20 protein-coding genes are annotated in these 25084 nt (G+C 67.3%); 6 read left to right on the top strand and 14 right to left on the bottom strand.

What is annotated here, in order from left to right:
- Both VLK31_RS28670 and VLK31_RS28665 read left to right on the top strand, forming a co-directional pair.
- A partial coding sequence (locus tag VLK31_RS28670) for an HlyD family efflux transporter periplasmic adaptor subunit (RefSeq protein ID WP_409171875.1) occupies nt 1-601 on the top strand: 601 nt, incomplete at its 5' end.
- A 218-nt stretch (nt 602-819) separates the two neighbouring features.
- Entirely contained in the window at nt 820-3729 is a 2910-nt protein-coding gene (locus tag VLK31_RS28665; RefSeq protein WP_409171874.1) for a calcium-binding protein, read from the top strand.
- Between the two features lie 137 nt (nt 3730-3866).
- Here the strand turns inward: VLK31_RS28665 and VLK31_RS28660 are convergent, their stop codons facing one another.
- The 3 genes from VLK31_RS28660 to VLK31_RS28650 are packed head-to-tail and all read right to left on the bottom strand — an operon-like array spanning nt 3867 to nt 8727.
- Entirely contained in the window at nt 3867-4940 is a 1074-nt protein-coding gene (locus tag VLK31_RS28660) for a lipocalin-like domain-containing protein (protein WP_409171873.1), read from the bottom strand.
- On the bottom strand, nt 4940-6025 hold the full coding sequence (locus tag VLK31_RS28655; protein ID WP_409171872.1) for a PLP-dependent cysteine synthase family protein: 1086 nt from the start codon (nt 6023-6025) through the stop codon (nt 4940-4942). The genes VLK31_RS28660 and VLK31_RS28655 overlap by 1 nt, the downstream gene beginning before the upstream one ends.
- A 53-nt stretch (nt 6026-6078) precedes the next feature.
- Nucleotides 6079-8727 (bottom strand): FtsX-like permease family protein, encoded by a 2649-nt coding sequence (locus VLK31_RS28650; protein WP_409171871.1) that lies wholly within the window; start codon nt 8725-8727, stop codon nt 6079-6081.
- Nucleotides 8728-8817: 90 nt separating this feature from the next.
- Between VLK31_RS28650 and VLK31_RS28645 the strand changes: the two genes are divergently transcribed.
- Nucleotides 8818-10296 carry a serine hydrolase domain-containing protein gene (locus VLK31_RS28645; RefSeq protein ID WP_409171870.1) on the top strand — a complete coding sequence of 493 codons (1479 nt, stop codon included), beginning with the start codon at nt 8818-8820 and terminating at the stop codon, nt 10294-10296.
- A gap of 10 nt (nt 10297-10306) precedes the next feature.
- On the opposite strand, the gene VLK31_RS28640 is transcribed toward VLK31_RS28645, so the two are convergent.
- Both VLK31_RS28640 and VLK31_RS28635 read right to left on the bottom strand, forming a co-directional pair.
- Nucleotides 10307-11218, bottom strand: coding sequence for an ADP-ribosylglycohydrolase family protein (locus VLK31_RS28640; RefSeq protein ID WP_409171869.1), 912 nt, complete (start codon nt 11216-11218; stop codon nt 10307-10309).
- Entirely contained in the window at nt 11215-11814 is a 600-nt protein-coding gene (locus tag VLK31_RS28635; RefSeq protein WP_409171868.1) for an NADAR family protein, read from the bottom strand. Before VLK31_RS28635 ends, VLK31_RS28640 begins: the two co-directional genes overlap by 4 nt.
- A 170-nt stretch (nt 11815-11984) precedes the next feature.
- Between VLK31_RS28635 and VLK31_RS28630 the strand changes: the two genes are divergently transcribed.
- The gene (locus VLK31_RS28630; RefSeq protein WP_409171879.1) at nt 11985-12638 is read left to right on the top strand and encodes an NUDIX hydrolase; all 654 of its coding nucleotides are present in this window, start codon (nt 11985-11987) and stop codon (nt 12636-12638) included.
- 15 nt (nt 12639-12653) lie between these two features.
- Here the strand turns inward: VLK31_RS28630 and VLK31_RS28625 are convergent, their stop codons facing one another.
- From VLK31_RS28625 to VLK31_RS28610, 4 genes are all read right to left on the bottom strand, one after another.
- Entirely contained in the window at nt 12654-13880 is a 1227-nt protein-coding gene (locus VLK31_RS28625; RefSeq protein ID WP_409171867.1) for an RNA polymerase sigma factor, read from the bottom strand.
- 95 nt (nt 13881-13975) lie between these two features.
- The gene (locus VLK31_RS28620; RefSeq protein ID WP_409171866.1) at nt 13976-15337 is read right to left on the bottom strand and encodes an NAD(P)H-dependent oxidoreductase; all 1362 of its coding nucleotides are present in this window, start codon (nt 15335-15337) and stop codon (nt 13976-13978) included.
- A gap of 5 nt (nt 15338-15342) precedes the next feature.
- A complete protein-coding gene (locus VLK31_RS28615) occupies nt 15343-16218 on the bottom strand; it encodes a phytanoyl-CoA dioxygenase family protein (protein ID WP_409171865.1) in 876 nt (291 codons plus the stop codon).
- Nucleotides 16215-16943: a GntR family transcriptional regulator gene (locus VLK31_RS28610; protein WP_409171864.1), complete on the bottom strand. Its 729-nt coding sequence runs from the start codon at nt 16941-16943 to the stop codon at nt 16215-16217. Before VLK31_RS28610 ends, VLK31_RS28615 begins: the two co-directional genes overlap by 4 nt.
- 114 nt (nt 16944-17057) lie before the next feature.
- Here VLK31_RS28610 and VLK31_RS28605 point away from each other — a divergent pair, with 114 nt between their 5' ends.
- Nucleotides 17058-18020, top strand: a complete 963-nt coding sequence (locus VLK31_RS28605; RefSeq protein WP_409171863.1) for a threo-3-hydroxy-L-aspartate ammonia-lyase — start codon at nt 17058-17060, stop codon at nt 18018-18020.
- Nucleotides 18021-18120: 100 nt separating this feature from the next.
- Here VLK31_RS28605 and VLK31_RS28600 read toward each other — a convergent pair whose 3' ends face one another.
- From VLK31_RS28600 to VLK31_RS28580, 5 genes are all read right to left on the bottom strand, one after another.
- Complete coding sequence (locus tag VLK31_RS28600) at nt 18121-18768, bottom strand: ABC transporter ATP-binding protein (protein WP_409171862.1); 648 nt, start codon at nt 18766-18768, stop codon at nt 18121-18123.
- 14 nt (nt 18769-18782) lie between these two features.
- The gene (miaA, locus tag VLK31_RS28595; RefSeq protein WP_409171861.1) at nt 18783-19805 is read right to left on the bottom strand and encodes a tRNA (adenosine(37)-N6)-dimethylallyltransferase MiaA; all 1023 of its coding nucleotides are present in this window, start codon (nt 19803-19805) and stop codon (nt 18783-18785) included.
- 97 nt (nt 19806-19902) lie between these two features.
- Nucleotides 19903-20883 carry an alpha/beta hydrolase gene (locus VLK31_RS28590; protein ID WP_409171860.1) on the bottom strand — a complete coding sequence of 327 codons (981 nt, stop codon included), beginning with the start codon at nt 20881-20883 and terminating at the stop codon, nt 19903-19905.
- A 221-nt stretch (nt 20884-21104) separates the two neighbouring features.
- Nucleotides 21105-23006: a DNA mismatch repair endonuclease MutL gene (gene mutL / locus VLK31_RS28585; protein ID WP_409171859.1), complete on the bottom strand. Its 1902-nt coding sequence runs from the start codon at nt 23004-23006 to the stop codon at nt 21105-21107.
- 27 nt (nt 23007-23033) lie between these two features.
- Complete coding sequence (locus VLK31_RS28580) at nt 23034-24251, bottom strand: dienelactone hydrolase family protein (protein ID WP_409171858.1); 1218 nt, start codon at nt 24249-24251, stop codon at nt 23034-23036.
- A gap of 151 nt (nt 24252-24402) precedes the next feature.
- Here VLK31_RS28580 and VLK31_RS28575 point away from each other — a divergent pair, with 151 nt between their 5' ends.
- Nucleotides 24403-25062 (top strand): DedA family protein, encoded by a 660-nt coding sequence (locus VLK31_RS28575; protein WP_409171857.1) that lies wholly within the window; start codon nt 24403-24405, stop codon nt 25060-25062.
- Nucleotides 25063-25084 lie beyond the last annotated feature (22 nt).

Here is a 25084-nt window from a genome sequence, read left to right as displayed (position 1 = left end):
CGCCACGTTGCGCGAGAGCGAGAACACCCGCGCGGCCTACATCGCGGAGACCAAGCACAGCCTGCGCACCCGCGAGGCCGCCGCCGAACTCAAGCGCCACCAAGGCACGCAAGACCTGGCCAAGGCCGGGCAGCGCGAACGCCTCACCACCTTGAAGGCGCCGGTGGCGGGCACCGTGCAGCAACTGGCCGCGCACACCGAAGGCGGCGTGGTCACGCAGGCCCAGCCGCTGATGGTGATCGTGCCCGACGGCGCGCGGGTGACGGCCGAGGTGACGCTGGACAACAAGGACATCGGCTTCGTGCGCCCGATGCAGGAGGCCGCAATCAAGTTGGAGACCTTTCCGTACACGCGCTACGGCACGGTGAACGCGACCGTGAAAACGGTGACGGCGGATGCGGTGAATGACGAGAAACGCGGAGCGGTGTTTGCGGTGACGCTGAATTTGAATTCGACAACGATTGATGTGGACGGCAGGCCGATCAAGCTGAGCCCGGGGATGAATTTGACTGCGGAAATAAAGACGGGGAAGCGGCGGGTTATTGAATTCTTGCTTAGCCCGGTGCAGAGGGCCACCAGCGAGAGCTTGAAGGAAAGATAAGCACTGTTGTTAGATATGCATTTGTGCAGTCCGAAGCTATCGCCCCCAAAGGGCATCGCGCTGTATCGCCTCGGCGCCGATGAAGGTCTCGGCCAGGTGCACGCCGGTACAGAAGGCAACCAGTAAAGCTCTCTGAGAAAGGAAGCAACTATAGGCAAATAAAAAATTGCAAGAGTCATTTAACCGTAAATCGAACAATCAAATAAATGGCAGTAGGCATGAAAGAAATTCTAGGTACCGACGGCGCTGATTCCGCCTTCTTGAACCGTGGACCCGGGGCGTGGCTGCAAGGTGGCAATGAGACGGATGGTGTCGTCCTAAAAGGCCTCAAAGGCGACGACGCCTATTGGGTAAAAAGCACCAAGGACGTGGTCGTGGAGCAGCCTGGAGAAGGTAAAGATTTGGTCGTCATTGGAGGTAGCACGCTGACCGAATACGCGCTTTCCGACAACGTGGAAAATCTTCGGCTGGACATCGATGCAAATGCCGTTGTCAAGGTCACTGGCAATGCCCTCGACAACGAGATACTGGGCAACAGTCTGGACAACGTCATCGATGCGGGCGCCGGAGACGATGTCGTTTATGGCGGCGCTGGCAACGACACGCTTCTGGGCGGTGTTGGTAACGACACTCTGCATGGCCAGGATGGCAACGACACCCTTCTGGGTGGAGTGGGTGAGGACATGTTGGTGGGTGGCAATGGAGATGACACGATCGAGGGTGGTATCGGCAACGACACTCTGCATGGCCAGGATGGCAACGACAGGCTTCTGGGCGGCGTGGGAGATGACACGTTGTTCGGTGGCAATGGGGATGACACGATCGAGGGCGGGGCCGGTGCTGACAAGCTTTTCGGCGGCGACGGAAACGACGTGATCGATGGCGGCGCCGGGGGCGACACCATGGTGGGAGGGGCTGGCGTCAACACATACAAGATCGACAACCTCAACGACCGCGTCAACGGAGTGGCGGCAAATTCCAACGACACATTGCTCGTCAATGTCGACAACTACAAGGTTCTTGCCGGACAACAAATCGAACATGTGGAGTACGGCGCGGGCGTGAAGAAGCTGCCTTCGTTTATCGACCAGCTCTACAGCGGTTCATACTTTCCGGGCCAGTTGACGGGCGAGCACAGCAGCAACGCGCCATTTCGTCTTCGGTACACCTTCGCGGCATACGCTACAAAAAACGGTGAGGTCAGCAACTACGAGACGGCGTTGTTCAATGATGCTCAAAAGGGCGACGTGCGTGCCGCGCTGGCTCGTTTTTCCGCTACTGCCAATGTGGTGTTCGACGAGGCCGAAGATAAGTTGGACGCCAAGGGTCAGCCTGCCACGGCACTCAGATTCGTCTTCTCCAACTCGGAGCCCGATCTGCAAAAGGTGTACGCCATGGAAAAAACGTTCACGCGCTCGGACATGCCGGGACTGCGGCAGAGCTTTGTCTATTTGAAGCCGGGTACTGATATCTCGCCGAACGCCGAAAACGGTTCAGGCTTTCACGCGCTGCTGCACGAGATCGGCCACAGTTTTGGACTGCAGCACACCCTTGCCGCGGACGAGAGCGTGGATGCCCCGGGGGCTCTTGCCGAGACGCTGCAGCTTTATGGCGGGACATCCAAACTCACAAGAAGCGAGAGCGTCATGGGGCGCTACGTTTCCAATGCGGCCAACGCCGAGTTGGGCATCTTCGATGAGGCTGCACTGCACTATCAGTTCGGGGTTAGTCGTGGGCACAACGCAGGTGATCAGACCTACGTTCTTGCGAACCGCTACATCGGCGACGGATCGGGGGTCGATACCCTTTCTGCCGCTGACCAGACCAAGGGCGTGACCATCGATCTGGCGCCGGGCAGCTGGAGCTATGTAGGCAGATCAGAACCACCGGAAAACCTGAAGATCATGAATGAAGGGGTGGCGTTCATCGGCTTCGGCACCGAGATCGAGAATGCCGTGGGTGGCAGCGGCTTCGACGCGCTGATTGGCAACCACCTGGCCAATGAATTGACCGGCGGCGCGGGCAATGATTTTCTGCAAGGCGGCGCTGGCGACGACGTTCTAAAGGGCGGCGTGGACGGCGACATTCTGGTCGGAGGCACGGGCAATGACCTGCTCGACGGCGGCACCGGGACCGACCACTACAAGTTCTTTGCAGGCGACGGCATCGATACCATCGTGGACGAGGACAGCGGTGCGAACTACGACATTCTCAAGATCTATGCAGATGTGAAAGATGTCTTCGCGCGCGACAGTGATCTGGTCATTCAATATGGAGAAAGCGACCAGCTCACAGTCAAGGGGCAGCTTGCAGGCAAAGCCACTCAGATCGAAGAGCTTCAATTCGGCGACGGCATCTTTGTCTCCGCAAAAATGCTTGGAACCACTGGTCACGACGAGTTGTGGGCCACCGATTACGACGGCCGCATGTACGGATTCGCAGACACAGACAGTTATGTGGTCGATAGCTTGAATGACCAGCCGATCGAACGGGCAGGAGAAGGCGATGACGATACGGTCTTCACATGGGGCGAACAGCTGACTCAGTTCACATTGGGCGCGAATATCGAGAGCTTGTCGCTGGCTCACAACCGCACTATCTCAGGCACAGGTAATGACCAGGCAAACGAGATCTTGGGCAATGCCGAGAACAACATCCTTGCCGGTTTGGGAGGCAATGACAAGTTGTGGGGCCGTGACGGCAACGACAGCCTCTACGGAGGTACAGGCGACGACCTGCTCGAAGGTGGCGCTGGCAGCGACACCTATTTCTTCGGGCGAGGCGGGGGCAAGGATGTGTTCAAGGAGTCCGGCGCAAACGTCGGCGACATCGACGTCGTTCAGTTCGACAGCGCTTCAGCGAGCCAGTTGTGGTTTCGCAGGGAGGTGAATGATCTGGAAGTCAGCATCATCGGAACCGGCGACAGCGTGAGGGTGGTCGACTGGTATCTGGATACGGCATTTCAGATCGAGCAGTTCAAGGCGGATGGCGTGAGCTTGCTCAGCACGCAGGTGAATTCGCTGGTCGAAGCAATGGCAGGCTTTTCAACGCCGGCCGCAGGGCAGACCACATTGCCACCGAGCTACCAGAGCCGCTTGGATTCGGTGATTGCGGCGAACTGGCATTGACGAAGCAAGATCGAGAGTGAAGTCGCCGCGCGGCACAGCCAATCGCTGGTGCTGCGCGGCGACTTTTTCTTCAACGCCGGTTTCGAATTTCATGCCGGCGAGGCGGTTGAGGCAAGCCAGATAGGCCGCCTTCCGATTCAGAGCTTCAGCGGCGCAGCGTAGCCCGTCATCTCCAGATACCCACGCCCCACGCGGCGCCCCTGCGCATCGAGCAGGTCACTCACGCCTTCCCAGTACACGCCACCGGTCGAGCCGCGACTGTCGAGTTCCTGATCGTCCAGCAGGGCACGCACCTCGAAGACACCAGCGGGCGTCTGCACACGCCATTGCGTCGGGTACTTCGCCTGCGTGCGCGGGCTGTCCCACGTCTTCACCGGTTCGAACCGCACCTCGTCGTTACTGAAAATGCGCGCGACCCCGTCGCGTGCGCGAAACGACCCTCCGCCCCACAGCGCGCTGCCATCGCTGCGGCGCAAGTGAAAGGCCGTGAGCGCACTGCCGTCGTCCAGGTTCATGCCAATCCAGTCCCAGCCCACGGCCTGCGGGTGCATCAGCGCCTCGCTCCATTCATGGTCGAGCCACGCCGCACCGCCCACCTCGAAAGCCTGGCCCTTGAGCGTGAGCTTGCCCTGCGCCTTGAGCTGCGGCTCGCTGTAGTAGTAGCTCGCCTGCGATTCGTCAGGCCCCTTGCGCGAAAGGCCGTCCTTGCCCTGCAGCAGCACTGGCTGCGTGGGCGTGAAGCGCAGGTCCAGCGTGAACTCGCCGGCCGGTATGCGCGCCAGGTACAGGCCGTTCTCGCGCACCAGCGACCAGTCGCGGATGCGCACGTCGGTGTCGCTTGTGCCGGCCTCCGCCACGCCGAAGCCGGCGCGCGCGATGCGCTGGTCGTGCAGCAGCACGCGGCCTTCGAGGTCGGTGACGGCGGCATGCGCGAACACCAGGTTCTTCGCCGCGAACGCCGATCGCATGCCCAGTGCCGCCTCCACGCGCGAGCGAAAAAAGGTCACCTGAAATCCGAACTCGCGGCCCGCCGCAGTCTTCGCATGGCCGGTGATGTACCACCACTCGGTGTGCAGATCAGGGTGGCTGCCGAAGTCGCGCGGAAAGACCAGCCGCCGCTCGGGCAGCGCCCATGCCGACACGGGCCCCGCCGCCATCGCTGCCAGCAGCAGGCTGCGCCGCGACATGAACGCTGCGGGTGACGACGGCATCACGCCGTCACCAATGCGTCGATGCGCTGCTGCGCCGGCGCAATGTCGCCGAACGCCTGATGCACCCACGCCGCATCGTGATAGCTCGGCAGGTAGCGCTCGCCCGCGTCGCAGAGCAGCGAAAGAATCGAGCCCTGCTGGCCGGCTGCGCGCATCTCTTGCGCCACGGCCAGCATGCCGATGAAGTTGGTGCCGGTCGATGGGCCGACCTTGCGGCCCAGCAGCGCCGACAGCGCATGCATGGCGGCCACCGAGTCGAGGTTGGGCACCTCGATCATCCGGTCGACCAGCGTGCGCACGAAGCTGGGCTCCACGCGCGGGCGGCCGATGCCTTCGATGCGCGAGCCGGCGGCCGTGAGCGTGGTGTCGCCGGTGCGGTGGTAGGCCGAGAACACCGAGCCCTCGGGGTCGGCCACGCACACCTGCGTGTCGTGGCAGCGAAAGCGCACATAGCGCCCAATGGTCGCGCTGGTGCCGCCCGTGCCCGCGCCCACCACGATCCAGCGCGGCACCGGATGCCGCTCGCGTGCCATCTGCTGGAACATGCTCTCGGCGATGTTGTTGTTGCCGCGCCAGTCGGTCGCGCGCTCGGCATACGTGAACTGGTCCATGTAGTGGCCGCCGGTGCGCTCGGCCAGCGCACGCGCTTCCTCGTACACCTGCGCCGCATGGTCGACGAAGTGGCAGCTCGCGCCGTAGAAGGCGATTTGCGCGACCTTCTCCGGCGAGGTGGTGCGGGGCATCACCGCGATGAAGGGCAGGCCGAGCAGCCGCGCAAAGTAGGCCTCGCTCACCGCCGTGGAGCCGCTCGATGCCTCCACGATGGTCGTGCCTTCGCGCACCCAGCCGTTGCACAGCGCGTAGAGAAAGAGCGAACGCGCGAGCCGGTGCTTGAGGCTGCCGGTGGGGTGCGTGGATTCGTCCTTCAGGTACAGGTCGATGCCTTGCGCGGCCAGCGCGGGCAGGGTCAGCGGGATGAGGTGCGTGTCGGCGCTGCGCTGGTAGTCGGCCTCGATGCGGCGGATCGCGCTGCCGAGCCAGCCGCTGCACAGCGAGGAGGAGGGGGTGGAGGGTTGCTGCTGCATATCGCTGCCAGTCTACAAGTGGTGTCTCTCAAAGCGTCGGCTGCCGGCAGGCCCTACCAGTCTTCCTTCACAGCCAGCACCGCGTCCTTGCCCGCAGCGGCTCGCCCCGCCATCCAGGCCGTCACCGTGCCCGCCGCCACCACCGCCGCGCACAGCAGCAGCAGCCGCTCCCAAGGCACGAGCAGGTCCATGCTCCAGTGAAAGCTCTGCGGGTTCACCACCTTCACCAGCACCACCGACACCGCCAGCCCCAGCCCCAGCCCGGCCACCGCGCCAATGGCCGTCCACGCCGCGCCTTCGCCCGCCACCACGGCCAGCACCTGCCGCCTTGTGAATCCCAGGTGCGCCAGCAGCCCGAATTCCTTGCGCCGCGCCAGCACCTGCGCGCTGAAGCTCGCGGCAATGCCGAACAGCCCGATGGCAATGGCCACCGCCTGCAGCCAGTAGGTCACCGCAAAGCTGCGGTCGAAGATGCGCAGAGAGGTCACGCGGATCTGCCCGACGGAGGCGATCTCGACCGACTCGGCGGACTTTGCCGATTCCGTGGAAGCGCCTTGCTCCCGCGCCGCCAGCGCGCGCACCGCGGCCTGCACTGCGCCTTCGGACGCGCCGGGCGCGAGCCACACCGCCACGTCGCTCACGTTGCGTTCACCGGTGATGCGCTCGTAGTCCCGCGCGTCCATGGTGATGGCGCCGAACTGCCGCGCGTAGTCGCGCCACACACCGGCCACGAAGAAAACGGTCGATTTTTTCGAGGTTGCAGACAGGCCCATCGCGTTCGACAGCGGCGCGAAGCTGCTGCCTGGCTTTGCGCCATACAGCTCCACCATCGGTTCGCTCACATAGATGCCGACCTGCCCCTCGGGCACCGGCACGGCCGCGCCCACCAGCGGCAGCGACTGCGTGGCGCCGCCTTCCAGGCTGCGCGCAATCAGCGCCACCGCTGGCCGCGTGGCGTCGAGCTGCAGCGACTCCGTGCGCAGCGTGCCGGTGCGCGCCACGCCGGGCAGTTGGGACAGTGCCTGCACGAAGGCCGGCGCGAAGGTGGCGGTGTCGGTGCTGCTGCTGTTGCCGCTGTTGCTGCCGCGCCCGCCCGAGGTGGCGCGCACGTACAGGTCGGCCGGCAGCACCACGTCGAGCCATTGCGTCACCGAATCGCGAAAGCTCGCGACCATCACCGTGAGCGCCACCGCCAGGCTCAGGCTGGCGACCACGCCGCTCACCGCCACGGCCGCCGTGCCGCGCATGCGCCGCGCGCGTTCCACGGCCAGCATCGGCAGCACGTGCCGTGCGAACAGGGGCGCGATACGGTCGTACAGCAGCGCAATCAACCAGGGCAGGGCGGTGATGCCGCCCACCAGCAGGCAGGCCACCGACAGGTAGGCCGCCACCGGAATGCCGCCGATGGCCGGCACGTTGGCCAACAGCGCGCCCAGTGCGATGAGCCCCAGCGCCAGCCAGTGGCCGTTGCCTGGCACCGGCGCCGCGCCCAGCCCCTTGAGCGTTTGCGCCTCGGGCAGGGCCTGCGCCGCGCGCGCGGGCCACCAGCCGCCGACCAGCGCGGCCACCACGCCAAGCCCGCCGTACAGCAGGGCCGCGCCGGTGCTCCAGTGCAGCGTGGGCGCCACGCCTTCGAAGTAACCGCCGCCCAGGTCGCCGCCGAGCACCTTCAGCGCAAAGGCCGCGAGCGCCGTGCCCAGCGCCAGCCCGGCCACGCTGCCGATCAGCCCCAGCACCAGCGATTCGACCAGCACCAGCTTGAGCCGCTCGCGCGGCGTGAGCCCCAGCACGCCGAGCAGCGCGAACTGCTGCGCGCGCTTGGCCACGCTGAGCGCCAGCACGGAGAACACCAGAAACGCGCCCGTGAACAGCGCCACCAGCGCCAGCACCGTGAGGTTCACGCGGTAGGCGCGCGACAGGTTGCTCACGCGCTCGGCCGCATCGCCCGGCTCGGCAAACTGCACGCCGGCGGGCCAGTCGGGCGACTGCTGCAGCGCGGCCATGAAGGCGGCGCGGTCGGTGCCGGGCGCCAGCCGCAGGTCGATGCGGCTGAGCCGCCCGCCCTGGCCGAACAGGTCTTGCGCGGCGCCGATGTCCATCACCGCGAGCGCCGTGCCGCTGGCCGCGACATGGCCGGCCACGGCAAGCGTTTGCCAGGCATCGCCGCTGCGCAGTTGCACCGTTTCCGCGGCGCCGTCGGGCGCTTGCGCCGGCAGGCCCAGCACGCTGCGCGCGGCGGCGTTGAGAAACACCTGGCCCGGCGCGAACAGCGCGAAGCGGTCGGCGCCGGCGCGGGGCTGCGGCATGAGCGCGGGGGCGATGGTGGGCAGCACCAGCGCGTCGATGCCAATCACGCGCAGCGGCACCTGGCGCTCACCGGCCGGCTTGGGTGCGGCGCCCTCGCCAGCCATTCCCAGCCCCTGGAACTCGACCACCGGGCTGGCCAGCGTGACCTGCGGGTGCCGCGCGAGCCGCGCGAACACGGCCTCGTCGAAGCCGCCCTGCACCGCGCGCAACTCCAGGTCGGGCTGGCCGTTGACCGAGCGCACGGCGCTGGAGAACTCGTCCAGCGCGGAGGCGTTGATCAGTTGCACTGAAAAGGCCAGCGCCACGCCCAGCATCACGGCCAGCACGGCCGCCGCGTTGCGCCAGGGGTGGTGGCGGAGTTCCTGCCAGGAGAAGGTGGTGAGCAATGCGCGCATGGCGCGATTGTCGCGGTGCGCAAAAGGTTACATGGCCGTGGCACCATGGCACCCCGGCGCCCGCTTCACGGCGCCCTGAGGAATCCGACGATGCGGCTCCCGCCCCGTGCCCTGTCCCGCCATTGCCTTGCGGCCTGGCTCCTCGCTCCCACGCTCGCCGTCGTGGTTGCGGCCACGGCCACCGCCCAACCCCAGCAGTCGCAGCAGTCCCAGCAAACCCAGCAGGCCCTCACGCTGGCCACCGACCCGGCCGTGCTGGCCAAGGCCGCCCTCGGCCCCGAGCGCGGCACGCTGGTGGTCGGCACGCTGCGCAACGGCCAGGCCACCTACGGCGCGGCCTACAACCCCGAGCCGCCGTCGCCGCCGCGCGCCATCGCCGGCAACAGTGCGGAGCAGCCGATGTTCGAGATCGGCTCGGTCACCAAGGTCTTCACCGGCCTCTTGCTCGCGCAGGCGGTGGAGCGCGGCGACCTGAAGCTGGACGACACCGTCGGCAAGCTGCTCGCCGGCAAGGCCGAGGGCGAGGGCCTGCCGGGCACGGTGGGCGCGGTCACGCTGCGCCAGCTGGTCACGCACACCGGCTGCATGCCCGTGATGGCCGACGGCGTGACCGGCGGCGCGCCGCTGGCCGAGCAGTTCCGCAGTTTCGACAAGGCGATGTTCTGGGCCGCACTGGCGCGCATCAAGCTCACGGCCGCGGCGCCGCCGTGCGAGGCCGCGTACAGCAACTTCGGCATGGCGCTGCTGGGCCAGTTGCTGGCAGAGCGCTACGGCACCTCGTGGGGCGAGCTGGTGCGCGCGCGCATCACCGAGCCGCTGGGCATGAACGACACGGTCATCACGCTGGGCGACAAGGCCTCGCGCATGGCGCCGGCCTTTGCCGGCGACCGCCGCCAGCCGCTGTTCGACATGCTGGCCTATGCGCCGGCCAGCGCGCTGCGCTCCACGGCCGCCGACATGATGACCTTCGCCCGCGCCGTGCTGGCCGGCGCCAGCGGCCCGCTGGGCCCGGCCGCCGTGCGCATGCTCACGCCGCTGGCGCGCTACGAGGGCGCGGAGATCGGCTACGCGGTGATGGTGCGCGGCAGAGAGGGCATGCAGGGTGGGCGCCGCACCTACTGGCACGCCGGCCTTACCGAGGGCTACCGCACGCTCTGGCTGCTGGCGCCCGACACCGGCGAGGCGCTGATCGTGCTCAGCAGCAACGCGCGCGCACCGCTGCAGGCCGTGATGCTGGCCATCGGCAAGAGCCGCTACCCGGTGCCGACCGCTGAAGTGCCGATCGATCCGAAGCGGCTGGACGACTACAAGGGCGAGTTCCGCGTCAGCAAGACCAAGGCGCTGAGCCTCACGGTGCGCGGCGGCAAGCTGCTGGTGCGCGAAACCGGCCGCGGCTACAGCGCGCTCACACCGACCGGCACCGACCGCTTCGCCGTCACCGGCATCGGCGCGCAGTTGGTGTTCCGGCGCGACGCGGGCAATGCGGTGGTGGGCCTCACGCTGGCGCAGGGCGGCAGCCAGCTCGATGCGCAGCGCGTGGGCGATGCGGCCGCCGCGCCGCAGGAATAGCCTGGCGTGCTCAGCGCGTGGTCGGTGCGATTGCCCGTGCCAGCAACTGGTCGGCCATCTGCTCGATCTCCTCGCGCATGACCAGCTTGGCCCGCCAGCCTGCGGGAATGCCCGCCACGCCGTAGAAAGCCCCGGCCAGCTGGCCGCAGATTGCGGCGGTGGTGTCGGCGTCGTCGCCCAGGTTGGTGGCGGCCAGCACTGCTTCTTCGAAAGACTGTGTGTGCGCGAAGCACCAGAGCGCGGCTTCGAGCGACGCCACGCAGTAACCCGAGCCTTTGATCTGTTCGATCGGCTTCGCGGCGTAGTCGCCACGTGCCAGCGCCGCCACCTTCTCGCTCAAAGGCGCGAGGGGCGCCGTGGCCAGAATTGCCGCCTTGCTCTCGCCGCGCAATGCCGCGCGCAACTGCAATGCGAAGAGCTGCGAGCACTCGATGGCCTCCAGCGCGCCGTGCGTGGTGCGCGTGCTTTCGCCGGCCTGGCGCCAAGTGGCCTCGGCGCTGGCGGCCCACAGCATCGGCACCGGGGCGAGCCGCATCAGCGCGCCGTTGCCGGCCGTGCGCGGATCAGGGTCGCCCGCGAACGGGTCGCCCGATGCCAGGTAGCGGGTGAGCGCGCCTGACACCGTCAGGCCGATGTCGAAGCAGTTGCCCGTGCTGCTCATGTAGCCCACGTTGCGCCAGTTGCAGTAGCGGTTCATCTGGTCGACCGCGTTGAAGCCCTGGCAGTGCAGCAGGCTGGCGGCCAGGCACAGCGCCATCGAGGTGTCGTCGGTCCATTCGCCGGGCGCCAGCCCGAAAGGGCCACCACCCACCATGTCCGTGACCGGCTCGAACGTGCCGCGCGTGCGGAACTCCACCGTGGTGCCCACGGCATCGCCGCAGGCCAGGCCGAGCAGGCTGCCGCGGTAACGCTCGGCGTTCATTGCGCCTGCCTCAGCGTTTCGCGCGCGGCCATCAGCGCAAAGCCCAGCAGGTTGAGGCCTTTCCACGCGCGCGGGTCTTGCGCCGCGGGGTCGGTGGCGGCCAGGCCGATGCCCCAGATGGGGTCGACCGGGCTGGCCTCCACCAGCACCTGGTGGCCGGTGCCGAGCAGAAAGGCGCCCAGCGCGGCGTGCAGCGCGAACTTCTCGGCGTTGCCCTGCGTCACGATGTCCAGCCGCGCTGCGGTCCACGCCGCCTCGTCGAACCCGCGGATTTCGCGGCCGAGCTTCTTGGCTTCACCGGGCGTGCGCGCGGCCAGGATGCGCGCGCAGGTGTCTTCGTCGCCGAACAGGCGCGCCTTGCCGGCCATCATGAAATGCTCGGCCGTGCGGTACTTGATGCCGTCGACCTTGAACTCGGCCTCGAACCACTGGCTGAAGCAGCTCTTGTTCACGCCGGTCTTGGGCGCCTGGTGGCCCCAGAACAGCAGGTAGGCGGGGTGGTGGCCTTGGGCGAAGTAGGCGGGAAGGTCGCGCGTGCTGCGCGGTGTGGTCGGCGTTGTTGGCGTTGTTGGCGTTGTCAATGTTGTGTTTTTCATTTCTTTTTCTCCCCGGGTAGCGTGTGACAGCAAGAGTTGTTCTGTACAACTAATCAAGGGTTGTATAGTACAACTAACAAACCAGGCGTCAAGCCCTCTCCGTGAAAACCACCTCGCCGAACTTTCCGCCCCTGACTTTTCCGCGTCCGCTGGTCACGGTCGACGTGGTGATGTTCACCGTGCGCGACGACGCGCTGCAGGTGCTGCTGGTCAAGCGCCCCGCCGACACTGCCGAGCCGTTCCCCGGCAAGTGGGCCTTGCCGGGCGGCTTCGTGAACATCGACGAAGACGCCACGCTGCTCGACTGCGCGCTGCGCAAGCTGAGCGAAAAAACCGGCGTCGTCACGCCCTATCTCGAACAGCTCGGCAGCTGGGGCGGCGTGCAGCGCGACCCGCGCGGCTGGTCGACCACGCACTGCTTCTATGCGCTGGTTCCCGCGCAGGCGATGCAATTGCGCAGCGGCGCCAACGCGGCCGAGGTGGCGTGGTTCGAGGTCGATGCGGCCGCGCGCAAGCGCCTGGCCTTCGACCATGGCGAGCTGCTCGAAGCCGCCGTGGCCCGGCTGCGCAGCAAGGTCGAATACACCTCGCTGCCGGCCTTTCTGCTGGAGGAGCCGTTCACGCTGCCGGCCCTGCAGCACACCTACGAGGTGGTGCTGGGCCGCGACATCGACAAGAGCGCGTTTCGCAAGCGCATGCTCGATGGCGAGTTCATGGAAGAAGCCGGCATGGTCACCGGCACCTTGGGCCGCCCGGCCATGAGCTACCGGCTGCGCGACCGCTCGCAGGCGGCGCTGTTTCCGCGCACTTTCAACGTGCGATGAAACTGTGCAGCCGGCTCACAGCCGCTGCGACTTCGCGTTGAGGTAGGCCCGCACCACCGCGCTGCTGCTCAGGCCGATGGCGCGGTCGTAGGCCTTGCGCGCCGCGGCACGCGCGCCGCCAGCCGCCAGCAGGTGCGCGCGCGCGGCCCAGAAGGGCTGGTAGTTGGCCACCTCATCGGGAGTCATCGCGTCGAGCGCCTGCAGGCCGGTTTCCGGGCCGCGGGCGTCGGCCAGCGCGCAGGCCAGGCTCACCTGCGCGCCGATGCTCGGGCGCAGTGCCAGCAGGCTTTGGTACAGCGACACCAGCGTCTCGGGCGGCACCGGCGCGCCAGCGCGGCGTTCGCAGTGCGCCGACTGGATGCGGGCCTTCAGCTGGTAAGTGCCGAGCGACCCCAGCGTGGCCGCCTGACGCAGATGGTGTTCGGCCTCGGCCAGCAGCTCGTGGTTCCAGCGCGTGATGTCCTGTTGGTCGAGCGGCACATAGGCGCCGGTGGCGCTGCGGCGCGATGCCAGGCGGGCATCGCCGAACAGCATCAGCGCCAGCAGGCCCAGCGGCTCGGGCTCGTGCGGCATCAGGCGGCACAGGACGCGGCACAGGTCGATGGCCTCGGCCGTGAGCCCGCGCGGGAGCGCGTCGGCGCCGTCCACGTCGTCCCAGCCGCTGCCGTAAGCGGCATGGATGCAGTCGAGCACCTCGCGCAGCCGATGGGGCAGGTCGTGTGGCTGCGGAGTGTCGAAGGAAATTTCCGCAGAGCGGATGCGGGCCTTGGCTTGCAGCAGCCGCTGCGACAGCGCCGCGGGCGAGGTCAGAAAGGCGCCCGCCATGCGTGCCGCGTCGATGCCCAGCACGGTCTGCAGCATCAGCGGTGCGCGCGCCCGCGCGTCGATTGCCGGGTGCGCGCACACGAAGAGCAGGCGCAGCCGCTCGTCGGCCAGAGGCGCGCTGTGGGTGCGGGCTTCGTCGAATTCGCCGGCCAGCAGCATCAGCGTTTGCGTGGCCTCGTTCTGCACGCGGGTGTGGCGCCAGGCGTCGAGCTTGCGGTGCCGCGCGGTGCTCAGCAGCCAGGCGTCGGGCTCGCTTGGAATGCCGTCGGCGGGCCAACGCTCCAGCGCCCGCGCAAAGGCGTAGCCCAGCGCATCTTGCGAGGCGGCAATGTCGTGCGTGCGAGCGACCAGGACCGACAGCAGCCGTCCGTAAGATTCGCGCGCCGCACGGTCTGCGGCCTGCGCCTGGGGGAGCATGGTTTCTTGCTATGGAAGAAGCTTCAGAGGCGAATATTTTTTACGTTATGGCGTCTGGGCGCAATGGATCATTTCGTTTTTCACGGTGACCGTTGTCAGGCGGCCCTGGCCCGCACCGCGGGCGCGAACATGGCTTCCATTTCATTGCGCAGCTTGTAGGCGGCGGTGCCGGTGTCGATGGCCACGTCGGCCCAGCTCAGGCTTTGGCCCTTCTTCACCGGGCGCAGCAGCTTCACGTTGTGCGCCAGCCCCAGCGGCAGGCCGCCCAGGCGCAGCGAGCGCTCGGCCGGCAGCAGCTTGCCCCACACCGTGTAGCCGCCTTCGCCGTCGAGCATTTCGCCCGCGGCCAGGTCGCGCTTGGCCGTGGCCACCACGTCGGCGTTCCAGCAACTGGCCACGCCGGTGGCCTCGCCGCGCAGCGCCACGCTGGCCACCGACATGCCCACCTCCAGCCCGATCAGGTGCCAGCGCTTGTACAGCGTGAAGTAGCGCCCGCTCGGGTCGGTGTGGGCGTTGTATTCCTCGAAGCAGTTCTTGATGTAGTCGGTCTCCGCCTCCACCGTGACCCACACGCCCATGCGAATGTCGTACGGAATCTTGCGTCCGTCGGCCTCCAGCGACGACACCACCTCGACCATGCCCTTGCGCTCCAGCACGCCGCCTTCGCTCTTGGGGCGGGTGACGAAGGGAATGTCTTCCACGCTCGCGGGCGGGTAGAGCAGGCCGTCCGACGGCACCGTGAGGCCGGTGGCGTTGGCCACGGCCGAGCTTTCGATGGAGGGCTTGGAGCCGTCCAGAAAGCTGTTGAACATCTTCGGGTTGAGCCCGCCGCGCTGCGCCTGTTCGGGCGTGAGGCCGTAGTTGCCCCACACCGTCTCGGGTGTGGATTCGGTGAAGTGCGGCAGCCACTTGTGGCCGCGCCCGGCCGCCACCACCGGAAAGCCGCAGGTGCGCGCCCAGTCGACCAGGTCGCAGATCAGCGCGGGCTGGTCGCCGAAGGCCAGCGAATACACCACGCCGGCCTGCTGCGCCCGGTGCGCGAGCAGCGGGCCGCAGAAGGCGTCGGCCTCCACCGTCACGTTCACCACATGCTTGCCGTGCGCAAAGGCGTCCAGGCAGTGGTCGACCGCGGCAATGGGGTTGCCGGTGCACTCGACCACGATGTCGATGGCGGGCTCGCGCGTCACGGCCTGCCAGTCGTCGGTGATCCAGGTGGTGCCGTGCCTTAGCGCCTCTTGCACGGAGCCGGCGGCGGCGCGCCCGGCTTGCCAGCCCACGCGCTCCAGGTTGACGCGGGCCGCGTCGGGCGACAGGTCGGCAATGGCCACCAGTTGCACGCCGGGCGTGCGCGGAATCTGCGCCAGATACATGGCGCCGAACTTGCCCGCGCCGATCAAACCGATGCGGATGGGGCGGCCTTCGGCGGCGCGCTGTTGCAGGCGGGTGTAGAGGCTCATGGTGGTCAGGCCTCCACGGGTTCGATCACATCGAGCGAGGTCTGCAGGGCGCTGTCGGGCAGGCCGTTTTTCCACGGCACGTCCACGGGGTAGGGCTTCAGCAGGCAGTCGTCGGGCAGCATCTCGATGGGCGCGAAGTTTCTGTGCGCGATGAACTCGGGCCGCTTGTGGCGCCGAATGTGGTTGCTGACCGCGCACAAGCTGAGGTACACCGCCACCCGGTTGAACGGCGACAGGTTGCTGCCCGACGCATGCACCAGGCAACTGTGGAACAGGATCATCGAGCCGGCCGGCCCCTTGGGCGAGACGATGCCGCCTTCTTTGCCGCCGGCGCGCTCCACCAGCTGACCGATGAGCTCGTTGTCGACCGTCCACAGCGGATAGCTGGTGGTGGTGAGGTCGTGCCTGGCATCAACCACGCCCTTGCGGTGGCTGCCCGGAATGAACATGAGCGGGCCGTTGTGCTCGGTCACGTCGTCCAGAAAAATAGCGACGTTCATCGCGCGCTCGGTGGGCATCAGGTCGTCGTTGAGCCAGGTGCCGTAGTCCTGGTGCCACTGCCACACCTGGCCTTCGAAGGCCATCTTTCCGTTGATCTTGAACTGGTGCATGTAGACCGCTTCCTCGAACAGGTCCATCACCGGGCCCACCATGCGCGGGTGCCGCGCCAGCCGCGCAAAGGGCTCGCTGATGAGGTGCGCCGCAAAGTTGGTGCGCACGGCGTCGGAGCCTTTCTCGCGCACGTTGAAGGCCTCGCGCTTGCCGTACAGCGCGGGCACCGCGTCGGTCAGCGTTTTTGTTTCCTCGGGCGAGAAGTGGCCGGGGAAGAACAGGTAGCCGTCGCGCTCGAACTGCGCGCGTTGCTCGGGGGTCAGCTTCATGCCTTGTCTCCTTTTTTTCGCGGGGTGGTTTGCGGTGTGGTTGGCGGGGTTGTGGCTGTGGTGCGCGCCAGTTGCTGCGCGAGCCGCTCGCTCAGTGCCTCGCTGGCCTGCGAGACGTGTTCTTCGCTGAGGCGCGCGGCGCGTTCCACGTGACCGGCCGCAATCGCTTGCGCAATGGCTTCGTGCTCGTCCCACAGCGATTCGCGCTGGGGCTCGGCCTGCAGCACCGCGCCCATCGCGCGGCGCAGGTGGCGCCAGTGCGGCGCGGCGCTCTGGCCGATCAGCGGGTTGCCTGATGCTTCGTAGATGGCCTGGTGAAAGGCCACATCGGCGTCCAGCATGGCCTCCACGTTGCGCCCGCGGGCCGCGCGCCTTCCGCGCTCGATGAGCTTGGGATCTATGCGAAAGCGCTGCTGCGCCGCCAGCCGCGCGGCCAGCACGTCGAGCGCGCCGCGCACCTGGTAGACCTTGCGCATCGCCTCGGCCTCCAGCGGCGCCACCAGCACGCCGCGGCCGGGTGCGTCGCGCACGAAGCCGTCTTTCTTCAGCAGCCGCAGGGCCTGCAGCACCGGCTGGCGCGACACCGACAGCCGCTGCGCAATGTCTTCCTGCATCAGGCGCTCGCCCGGCGCCAGCGTGCCGCTGCTGATGGCGCCGAGCAGCGCGCGGTAGACCTGGTCGACCAGGTCGGGGGCGACTTCGATGCTGAGAAGCTGGGCGGGCATGGCGGCTTTCTTTTGAACTCTGTATACAGAGTACGAAGATTCGGCGCGCCGCGCATCTCGGGTTTTTACCCATCGGCGCTGCAAAAAAATGCTACCCGCCGCTAAGCTCGGCGCATGCAACTACCTACTTACGACGACGTCATTGCCGCGGCCGCGCGGCTCCAGGGCCATGCCCACCGCACGCCCGTGCTGCGCTCGACCACCGCCGATGCGCGCTGGGGCGCGGAGTTCTTCTTCAAGTGCGAGAACTTCCAGCGCATGGGCGCATTCAAGTTTCGCGGCGCGTTCAATGCGCTGTCGAAGTTCGACGCCGCGCAGCGCAAGGGCGGCGTCATCGCGTTCTCGTCAGGCAACCATGCGCAGGCCATTGCGCTGTCGGCGCGCCTGCTGTCGATGCCGGCCGTCATCGTCATGCCCAACGACGCGCCCGCCGCCAAGGTGGCCGCCACCAAGGGCTACGGCGCCGAAGTGGTGATGTACGACCGCTTCACCGAAGACCGCGAGGCGCTCACCAGGCGGCTCGCGCAGGAGCGTGGCATGACCATGATTCCGCCCTACGACCACCCCGACGTGCTCACCGGCCAGGGCACCGCGGTGAAGGAGCTGATCGAGGAAACCGGCCCGCTCGACCACCTGTTCGTGTGCCTGGGCGGCGGTGGGCTGCTGTCGGGCTCGGCGCTGTCGGCGCGCGCGCTGTCGCCGCAATGCAAGGTCTACGGCGTGGAGCCGGAAGCGGGCAACGACGGCCAGCAGTCGTTGCGCGCCGGAAAGATCGTGCACATCGCCACGCCCAAGACCATTGCCGACGGCGCGCAGACGCAGTACCTGGGCGAGTACACCTTCGGCATCATCCAGCGCGACGTGGACGACATCTTCACGGTGACCGACGATCAGCTTGTCGAGGCCATGCGCTTCTTTGCCGAGCGCATGAAGATGGTGGTGGAGCCGACCGGCTGCCTTGCGTTCGCGGGCGCCATTGCGGCGGCCAAGGCCATTGAAGGCCGGCGCGTGGGCATCGTGATCAGCGGCGGCAACGTCGACCTGTCGCGTTTCGCGTCGCTGATCGCACCTCAGTAGGCAGCACGCCTACCAAGTTGCGTTCGCTTCTCGAGAACCGTGCGCGGCGCTTCGACAAGCTCAGCGTGAACGGTTTTTCGTTTTCCAAAGCAATTTGGTATCAGGCGCGGATGCCGCTGGCTGTGAGGTGCAGCAGGCGGTCCGCGCGGGCTGCCGCGCTTTCGGAGTGCGTCACCAGCACCAGCGACGCACCGTGCTCGCGCGTCTGGCCGATCAGCAGGTCCATCACCTTGGCGGCGGTCGTCGGGTCGAGGTTGCCCGTGGGCTCGTCGGCCAGCAGCAGGGCGGGGCGGTGCACCAGCGCACGCGCAATGGCCACGCGCTGCAGCTGACCGCCCGACAGCGTTTGCGGCAGCCGCGCGCCCATGCCGGACAGGCCCACGGCATCGAGCATCTTCGCCACGCGAGCATCGTCTTGCTGGCCCAGCAGCATCAGCGGCAGCGCCACGTTCTGCGCCACGTCCAGGTGCGGCAGCACGTGGAAGGCCTGAAACACGAAGCCCACATGGCGGCGGCGCCACAGCGCGCAGGCTTCGCCGCCCAGCGCGCCGATGTCGGTGCCGTCGTGCGTCACCGTGCCCTGGTCCCAGCTGTCCAGTCCGGCCATGCAGTTGAGCAGGGTCGACTTGCCCACGCCCGACTCCCCCACGATGGCGACGAACTCGCCGGGCTCGACGCTGAGCGTCACGTTCTCGAAGACCGGCGATTCAGCGTAGTGCTTGCCGAGGTTGGTAATGCGCAGCGTCATCCGGGGTGGGTTGCTCAGGTTGCTTGAATGGCGTGGGCCATGCGTTGAACGGCGGTCTGCACCGCGTCGGGCGCGTCGCAGGCGATCACGGTGCGTTGCGGCATGCTGCGCAGCCAGGTGACCTGGCGCTTGGCAAGTTGCCGCGTGGCGGCGATGCCGCGTTCGCGCAGCTCGGCCATGGCGCGGGCATCGGGAGCCGCGTCGGCGCAGGCGTCCAGCATGTCCCAGGCCTGGCGGTAGCCGACGCAGCGCATCGAGGGCAGATCGGTCGACAGGTCGCCGCGCGCGCGCAGCGCACGCACTTCGTCTAAAAAGCCGTCGGCCAGCATGGTGTCGAAGCGCTCGGCGATGCGCCCGTGCAGCCAGGCGCGGTCGTCGGGCTCCAGCGAGAACAGCACGCCGCCTTCCACCGGCTGCGCCGTCTTGTTGTCGCTCGCATGAAAGCTCGACAGCGGCTTGCCGCTGGTGGCCCACACCTCCAGCGCGCGCTGTATGCGCTGGCTGTCCTGCGGCGCGAGCCGCGCGGCCGTTACCGGGTCGACCTGCGCCAGCCGCGCATGCATCGTGGGCCAGCCGTGCGCGGCGGCATCGGCGTCGATGCGCGCGCGCACGGCGGCATCGGCCGGTGGCATGGCGTCGATGCCGTCGAACAGCGCCTTGAAATACAGCATGGTGCCGCCCACCAGCAGCGGCAGCGCGCCGCGCGCGCGGATCTCGCCGATGAGCCGCGTGGCGTCGGCCACGAAGGCGGCGGCGCTGTAGCTCTCGCGCGCATCGAGGATGTCGATGAGGTGGTGCGGCACGGCGGCCTGCTCGGCGGCGGTGGGCTTGGCGGTGCCGATGTTCATGCCGCGGTAGACCAGGGCCGAGTCGACCGAAATGATCTCCACGGGCTGCAGGCGCGCCAGCGCGAGCGCGGCGGCGGTCTTGCCGCAGGCGGTGGGGCCGGCGAGCGCGACATAGCGGGGGGGAGCGGAAGAAAGGGCGGCCGGGGCCGGAGGGGCGGCATCGGCGGCCGCAACGAAGCTGGGAGACATGGTGCGCCGAGGGTAGCAAATGGCGCGTGCCCGTCCGGGCGACAGGTCTTGGCCGGCGGGGAGGGCGGCCGACTGCGCTGCCGACCGCGGCGTCAGATCAGATGGCCGCGGGCACCACCGTCGCCTGCGCCTTGCCGCTCACGTCCTGCTGCACCGGTTTGGCAGCGGCGGGTGGCGCCAGCTTTGGCGTTGGCCGCGGGGTGCCTGCGTTGCTGGCGACCATGTTTTCCGGCTTCATGCGAAACAGCTGCGTGAGCGCTGCGCGGTACTGGGTCTCGCCGACCGAGTTGGTGTTGTGGTGCGAGCCGCCCTCGACCAGCACGAACAGCTTGGGCACCGTGGCCGCGTCATACAGCTTGCGGCCCAGCGTGGGGTTGATCAGGCTGTCGGCCGTGCCGTGCACCACGAGCAGCGGCGCGCCGATGTCCTTGACCTTGTCGATCGCATCGAAGCGCTGCGTGATGAAGGGGCGAAAGGGCAGCCAGCCCCACTTGAAGCTGCCGACCACGTCGGCGATGGAGGTGAAGGTGCTCTCCACGATGGTGCCGCTCTCGTCGTTCACATGTGCCGCCAGGTCGATGCCGATGGCGCCGCCCAGCGAGTGGCCGAAGATGTAGCGGTGCTGCTTGGGGTGGCGCGCGGCCAGCCAGGTCCAGGCAGCGCGTGCGTCCTCGCGGGCGGACTCTTCAGAAGGCAGGCCGGCGGAGCTCTTCCCGAAACCGCGATAGTCGATGGCCAGCACCGAAAAGCCCAACTCGTGCATGCGCTGGATGCGTGGCGCCGAGCCGGCCACGTTGTAGCGCGCACCGTGCAGGTACAGCAGCACGGGGGTGTCGGTGGTTTCGGGCGCGCCGCCCAGCCACAGGCCGTGCAGGCGGGCCGGCTCACCGGTCAGGGAGGACTGAAAGTCGATCCACACGTCTTCCATGCCCTGCGCCATCGACGCGGTGTTGCCCCAGCTGCGGTCGCTGGGTTGGAAGATCCATTCCCGTTGCTGTTGGTCGAACGACGAGCAACCCGCTGCCAGCAAGGCACAGAGCGAGAAGGCAGACGCGAAGAGGGTCCAGCGTTTCATCATGGGTGTGAGGGACAGCGAAGTCGGCCTGAAAGTTCACCTGCTCTGACCGCCGTGCGCCGACATTGCACTTTGGTAACCACCGTAAACAACGCTCAACGGCGCTTTGTGAACCTATGCAACGTGCGTGCCCGCCATCCCGATGACGGGGTTTGGCTTGCGGAAAACCCTCGGCACGCGCTGGCCGAAACGCTCCAAGCCGCCTGAAACCGGCGGTTTGGGCCTTATCGGCCGCGCATGAACAGCGAATCGAGCTCGCGAATCGACAGCTGGCGCCAAGTGGGGCGGCCGTGGTTGCACTGGTCCGAACGTTCTGTTGCTTCCATTTGGCGTAACAGTGCGTTCATCTCGTCGATGGTGAGCTTGCGGTTGGCCCGCACCGCACCATGACAGGCCATGGTGGAGAGCAATTCGTTCTGCGCCCGCTGCACCACGGTGCTGGCGTCGTGCTGGGCCAGCTCGGCAAGCACGCTGCGCGCCAGCTCCACCGGGTCGCCATCGGCCAGCGTGCCGGGCACGGCGCGCACCGCAAGCGTGCGCGGCGAAAACGGCGTGATCTCCAGGCCCAGCGTCGGCAGCACCGCCGCGCAGGCTTCGGCCGTGGCCACTTCCTGCGGCGTGGCCGCGAAGGTGGCCGGAATCAGCAGCGGCTGGCTGCTGATGGCGGCGCCGTCGAGCTGCGTCTTCAGCCGCTCGTAGACGATGCGCTCGTGCGCCGCGTGCATGTCGACGATCACCAGCCCCTGGCTGTTCTCGGCCAGGATGTAGATGCCTTGCAACTGCGCCAGGGCGCGGCCCAGGGGCCAGGCTTGTTCGTTGGTGGCGAAAGGGGCCGGGGTGCCTGCGCCGCCAGGGTTGACTGGCGGGCGGAAGGTGCCCTGCGCCGTGTCGGCCTGCAGCCACGGCGCGGGAGCCGGCTCGTTTGCGGTGTGTGGGGTCTGTGCGGTGTGCTGGGGCCACATCGCCTCGAAGTCGCCTTCGCCTCGTGCACCTTGCTCGCGCATCGCAAAGTTGATGGCCGGCTGCGCCCAGCCGGCGTTCGACGGCAGCGGCGTGGGCTTGAAGAACGATTGCTGCGGGGCGGCCGGCACCACGGCGTCGCCGGCGCGCGGGGCCGCCAGCGCGTCCTCGATGGCGTGGCGCACCGCCTGGTGAATCCCGCGCCCGTCGCGAAAGCGCACCTCGATCTTGGTCGGATGCACGTTCACATCCACGCGCGCGGGGTCGATCTCCAGGTACAGCGCATAGATGGGCTGGCGCTGGCCGTGCAGCACGTCTTCATAGGCGCTGCGCACGGCATGCGACAGCACCTTGTCGCGCACGAAACGGCCGTTCACGTAGAAGAACTGCTGGTCGCCGCGCGAGCGCGCCGCATCGGGAATGCCTGCGCGGCCCACCACGCGCACCGGGCCGCCGGTGCGGTCGACGGCCACGCTCTGCGTGACGAAGTCTTCGCTCAGCGCGTCGGCCAAGCGCTGCTCGCGCGTGGTGGCGGCGCGCCACTGCTCGACCAGCTTGCCGTCGTGCCACACCGAAAAGCCCACCTCGGGCCTGGCCAATGCATGCCTGCGCACCGCCTCGATGCAGTGGGCCAGCTCGGTGGCATCGGTCTTCAAAAACTTGCGGCGCGCGGGGGTTGCGAAGAACAGCTCGCGCACCTCGACCGTGGTGCCGGTGGCGCGGGCCACCGGACGCAATTCGCCGGTGCGGCCGTCGAGAGAAAAGGCGGTGTCCGCGCCGGTGAAGCGCGACAGAAGGCTGAGCTCGGCAATCGCGTTGATCGCCGCCAGCGCCTCGCCGCGAAAGCCCATGGTGTCTACCGTTTCCAGGTCGTTCAGGCTCGCGATCTTGCTGGTGGCATGGCGGCGCAGCGCCACCGTGAGCTCTTCGCGCGGAATGCCCAGGCCGTCGTCTTCCACCGAAATCAGCCGCACGCCGCCCGAGGCCAGCCGCAGCGTGATGTGGCTCGCGCCCGCGTCGAGCGCGTTGTCCAGCAGCTCGCGCACCACGGAGGCAGGGCGCTCGACCACTTCACCGGCGGCGATCTGGCTGATCAGCTCGTCGGGGAGTTCGCGAATGGGGCGGCGGGCGGGAACGAGGAGGTTGGAAGTGGGGAGGGCGCTCACCGGGGCATTCTAAAAGCGGGGTGTTTTTCAGCGCGTCAGCAGGGTGTTGGACGGCAGCGTCTCGTCGAGCAGCTTGCGCGCTGTCTCGATGCCCGCGACCGGCAGCAGCGCTGCATCGAGCAGGCCCACCTGAACCAGCACGCTGGCCTGGTCCCAGTAGATGTGCTCGTGGTAGAGCTTGTCGCCACGGAACTTGATGACCGCCAGCAAAGGGATTTCCACGCGCTTGCCCGTGGGTGCCACGCCCGGCAGCATCCACGGAATCTCGGTCGTGTGGGTGAACGTGAACAGCATCTCGTCGACCACCTGCGTTGCACCCACCGTGCGCGAGATAGGCACCAGCGAGGTGTCTGGCGGGTTGCTGTTGACGAAGTGGTTCGTATAGAACGCGTGCAGGTCCTTGTAGCCCACGCCGCCGGTCATGGTCGGGATGTGGTTGACGTAGGGCTGGGCCACCATCGTGCCCATGGTGTCGTCCACGTTGCGGGTGCCGAACTCGTACTCGCAGTGCTTGTCCCACAGCGCGGAGAGGTCGTAGTGCGGGCCGATGGCGCCTTTCAGCGTGGCGATGCTGCGCTCGTGCGCCATCAGCGCAGAGGGCTTGTGGAAATGCTCGCCACCCGTGCGCGCAAAGGCGTGGTCCATGCCAGGGTAGACGTACAGAGAAACACCGGGGCGGCCCTTCAACGTGGCGACGATGCGGTCGCGTGCCTCGGGTGGGCAGAACTTGTCGAGCTCGGCGATGTGCAGGGTCATTGGGCACTTGATCTTGTCCGCCTCATTCAGCGCAGCGTCGATGCCCACGCCGTAGTAGCCGACCACTGCGTCGGCGTCGGTGCGGCAGGCCGCGAGATACGCCAGCTTGCCGCCCAGGCAGAAGCCCAGCACACCGACTTTTTTCTCAGGCACCTCGGCCCTGGCACGCAGCACGTCGATGGCGCTTTGCATGTCCTGCATGCCTTTGGCTTCGTCGAAGCCGCCGTAGAGCGCAAAGGCACGTTGCCAGTCGGCTTCGCTGTAGCCAAGCTCCACATCGGGCTCCTGGCGCCAGAACAGGTCGGGCACCAGCACCACGTAGCCTTCTTCGGCGTAGTAGTCGGCGACCTCGCGCATGGTGTGGTTCACGCCGAAGATCTCTTGCGCAATCACCAGCCCGGGGCCGCTGCCGCCTTCGGGCAAGGCGAGGTAGCCGCGAAAAGTGCCGCTGTTGTCGGCGGCTGAAATCTGGATGTGTTGACCTGTCATCGTGGGTTCTCCATGGGGGGTGAGGTTCAGGACTGCAAGTGCTCGACCGCGCCGGTCAGCGTGCCCGCCGGCCTGGCGGCGGGTGCTCGCACAAGATGCAGCATGGGGAGATTCAGGGAGCGTTCGACTTCAACAAGGATAATCCGCGCCCATGGAAATCATCAGCTTTCTCGTCGACTTCATTCTTCACGTCGACAAACACCTCGAGCAATTCGTCATTGCCTACGGCCCCTGGGTCTATGCGCTGTTGTTTCTCATCGTCTTCGTGGAGACCGGCGCGGTGGTCATGCCCTTTCTGCCGGGCGACTCGCTGCTTTTCATTGTGGGCGCGCTCTGCGGCGCGGGGCTCATGAACTTCCCGCTGGCCTGCGGCATCCTGATTGCGGCGGCCATTCTGGGCGATCAGTGCAACTACTCGATCGGGCGCTACTTCGGGCCCAAGGTGTTCAAGTGGGAAAGCTCGCGTTTCTTCAACCGCAAGGCCTTCGACCAGGCCCACGGTTTCTACGAGCGTTACGGCGGCATCACCATCATCCTGGCGCGCTTCATGCCGTTCATTCGCACCTTCGCGCCTTTCGTGGCCGGCGTGGCCGAGATGAGCCGCACGAAGTTCACCATGTTCAATGTGGTGGGTGCGCTCATCTGGGTGCTGGGCATTGCCACGGCCGGCTACTTCTTCGGCAACCTGCCGTTGGTGCGCCAGCACCTGGACAAAATCATCTGGGCGCTGATCTTCGTGCCGGGCTTGTTGGCCATCTTTGGCGCGTGGCGCGCATCGAAGGCCGAGAAAGCGCGCGCGGCGCAGGCCTGACCGGCGTTTCCCCAAGAAAAAA

Origin of the sequence: Variovorax sp. H27-G14 (assembly GCF_046156345.1) — a bacterium.
In the GTDB taxonomy this organism is placed as follows: domain Bacteria; phylum Pseudomonadota; class Gammaproteobacteria; order Burkholderiales; family Burkholderiaceae_C; genus Variovorax.
The sequence above is the reverse complement of the archived record's forward strand: the minus strand, read 5'-3'. Positions and strand labels throughout refer to the sequence as shown.

Coding starts and splice junctions, on each gene's coding strand:
- VLK31_RS28645 (WP_409171870.1), top strand. CDS start 8,818: ATGCGGCTCCCGCCCCGTGCCCTGTCCCGCCATTGCCTTGCGGCCTGG.
- VLK31_RS28590 (WP_409171860.1), bottom strand. CDS start 20,883: ATGATGAAACGCTGGACCCTCTTCGCGTCTGCCTTCTCGCTCTGTGCC.
- VLK31_RS28650 (WP_409171871.1), bottom strand. CDS start 8,727: ATGCGCGCATTGCTCACCACCTTCTCCTGGCAGGAACTCCGCCACCAC.
- miaA (WP_409171861.1), bottom strand. CDS start 19,805: ATGTCTCCCAGCTTCGTTGCGGCCGCCGATGCCGCCCCTCCGGCCCCG.
- VLK31_RS28610 (WP_409171864.1), bottom strand. CDS start 16,943: ATGCCCGCCCAGCTTCTCAGCATCGAAGTCGCCCCCGACCTGGTCGAC.
- VLK31_RS28605 (WP_409171863.1), top strand. CDS start 17,058: ATGCAACTACCTACTTACGACGACGTCATTGCCGCGGCCGCGCGGCTC.
- VLK31_RS28665 (WP_409171874.1), top strand. CDS start 820: ATGAAAGAAATTCTAGGTACCGACGGCGCTGATTCCGCCTTCTTGAAC.
- VLK31_RS28630 (WP_409171879.1), top strand. CDS start 11,985: ATGTTCACCGTGCGCGACGACGCGCTGCAGGTGCTGCTGGTCAAGCGC.
- VLK31_RS28640 (WP_409171869.1), bottom strand. CDS start 11,218: ATGAACGCCGAGCGTTACCGCGGCAGCCTGCTCGGCCTGGCCTGCGGC.
- VLK31_RS28580 (WP_409171858.1), bottom strand. CDS start 24,251: ATGACAGGTCAACACATCCAGATTTCAGCCGCCGACAACAGCGGCACT.
- VLK31_RS28660 (WP_409171873.1), bottom strand. CDS start 4,940: ATGCCGTCGTCACCCGCAGCGTTCATGTCGCGGCGCAGCCTGCTGCTG.
- VLK31_RS28635 (WP_409171868.1), bottom strand. CDS start 11,814: ATGAAAAACACAACATTGACAACGCCAACAACGCCAACAACGCCGACC.
- VLK31_RS28620 (WP_409171866.1), bottom strand. CDS start 15,337: ATGAGCCTCTACACCCGCCTGCAACAGCGCGCCGCCGAAGGCCGCCCC.
- VLK31_RS28575 (WP_409171857.1), top strand. CDS start 24,403: ATGGAAATCATCAGCTTTCTCGTCGACTTCATTCTTCACGTCGACAAA.
- VLK31_RS28600 (WP_409171862.1), bottom strand. CDS start 18,768: ATGACGCTGCGCATTACCAACCTCGGCAAGCACTACGCTGAATCGCCG.
- VLK31_RS28615 (WP_409171865.1), bottom strand. CDS start 16,218: ATGAAGCTGACCCCCGAGCAACGCGCGCAGTTCGAGCGCGACGGCTAC.
- VLK31_RS28655 (WP_409171872.1), bottom strand. CDS start 6,025: ATGCAGCAGCAACCCTCCACCCCCTCCTCCTCGCTGTGCAGCGGCTGG.
- VLK31_RS28625 (WP_409171867.1), bottom strand. CDS start 13,880: ATGCTCCCCCAGGCGCAGGCCGCAGACCGTGCGGCGCGCGAATCTTAC.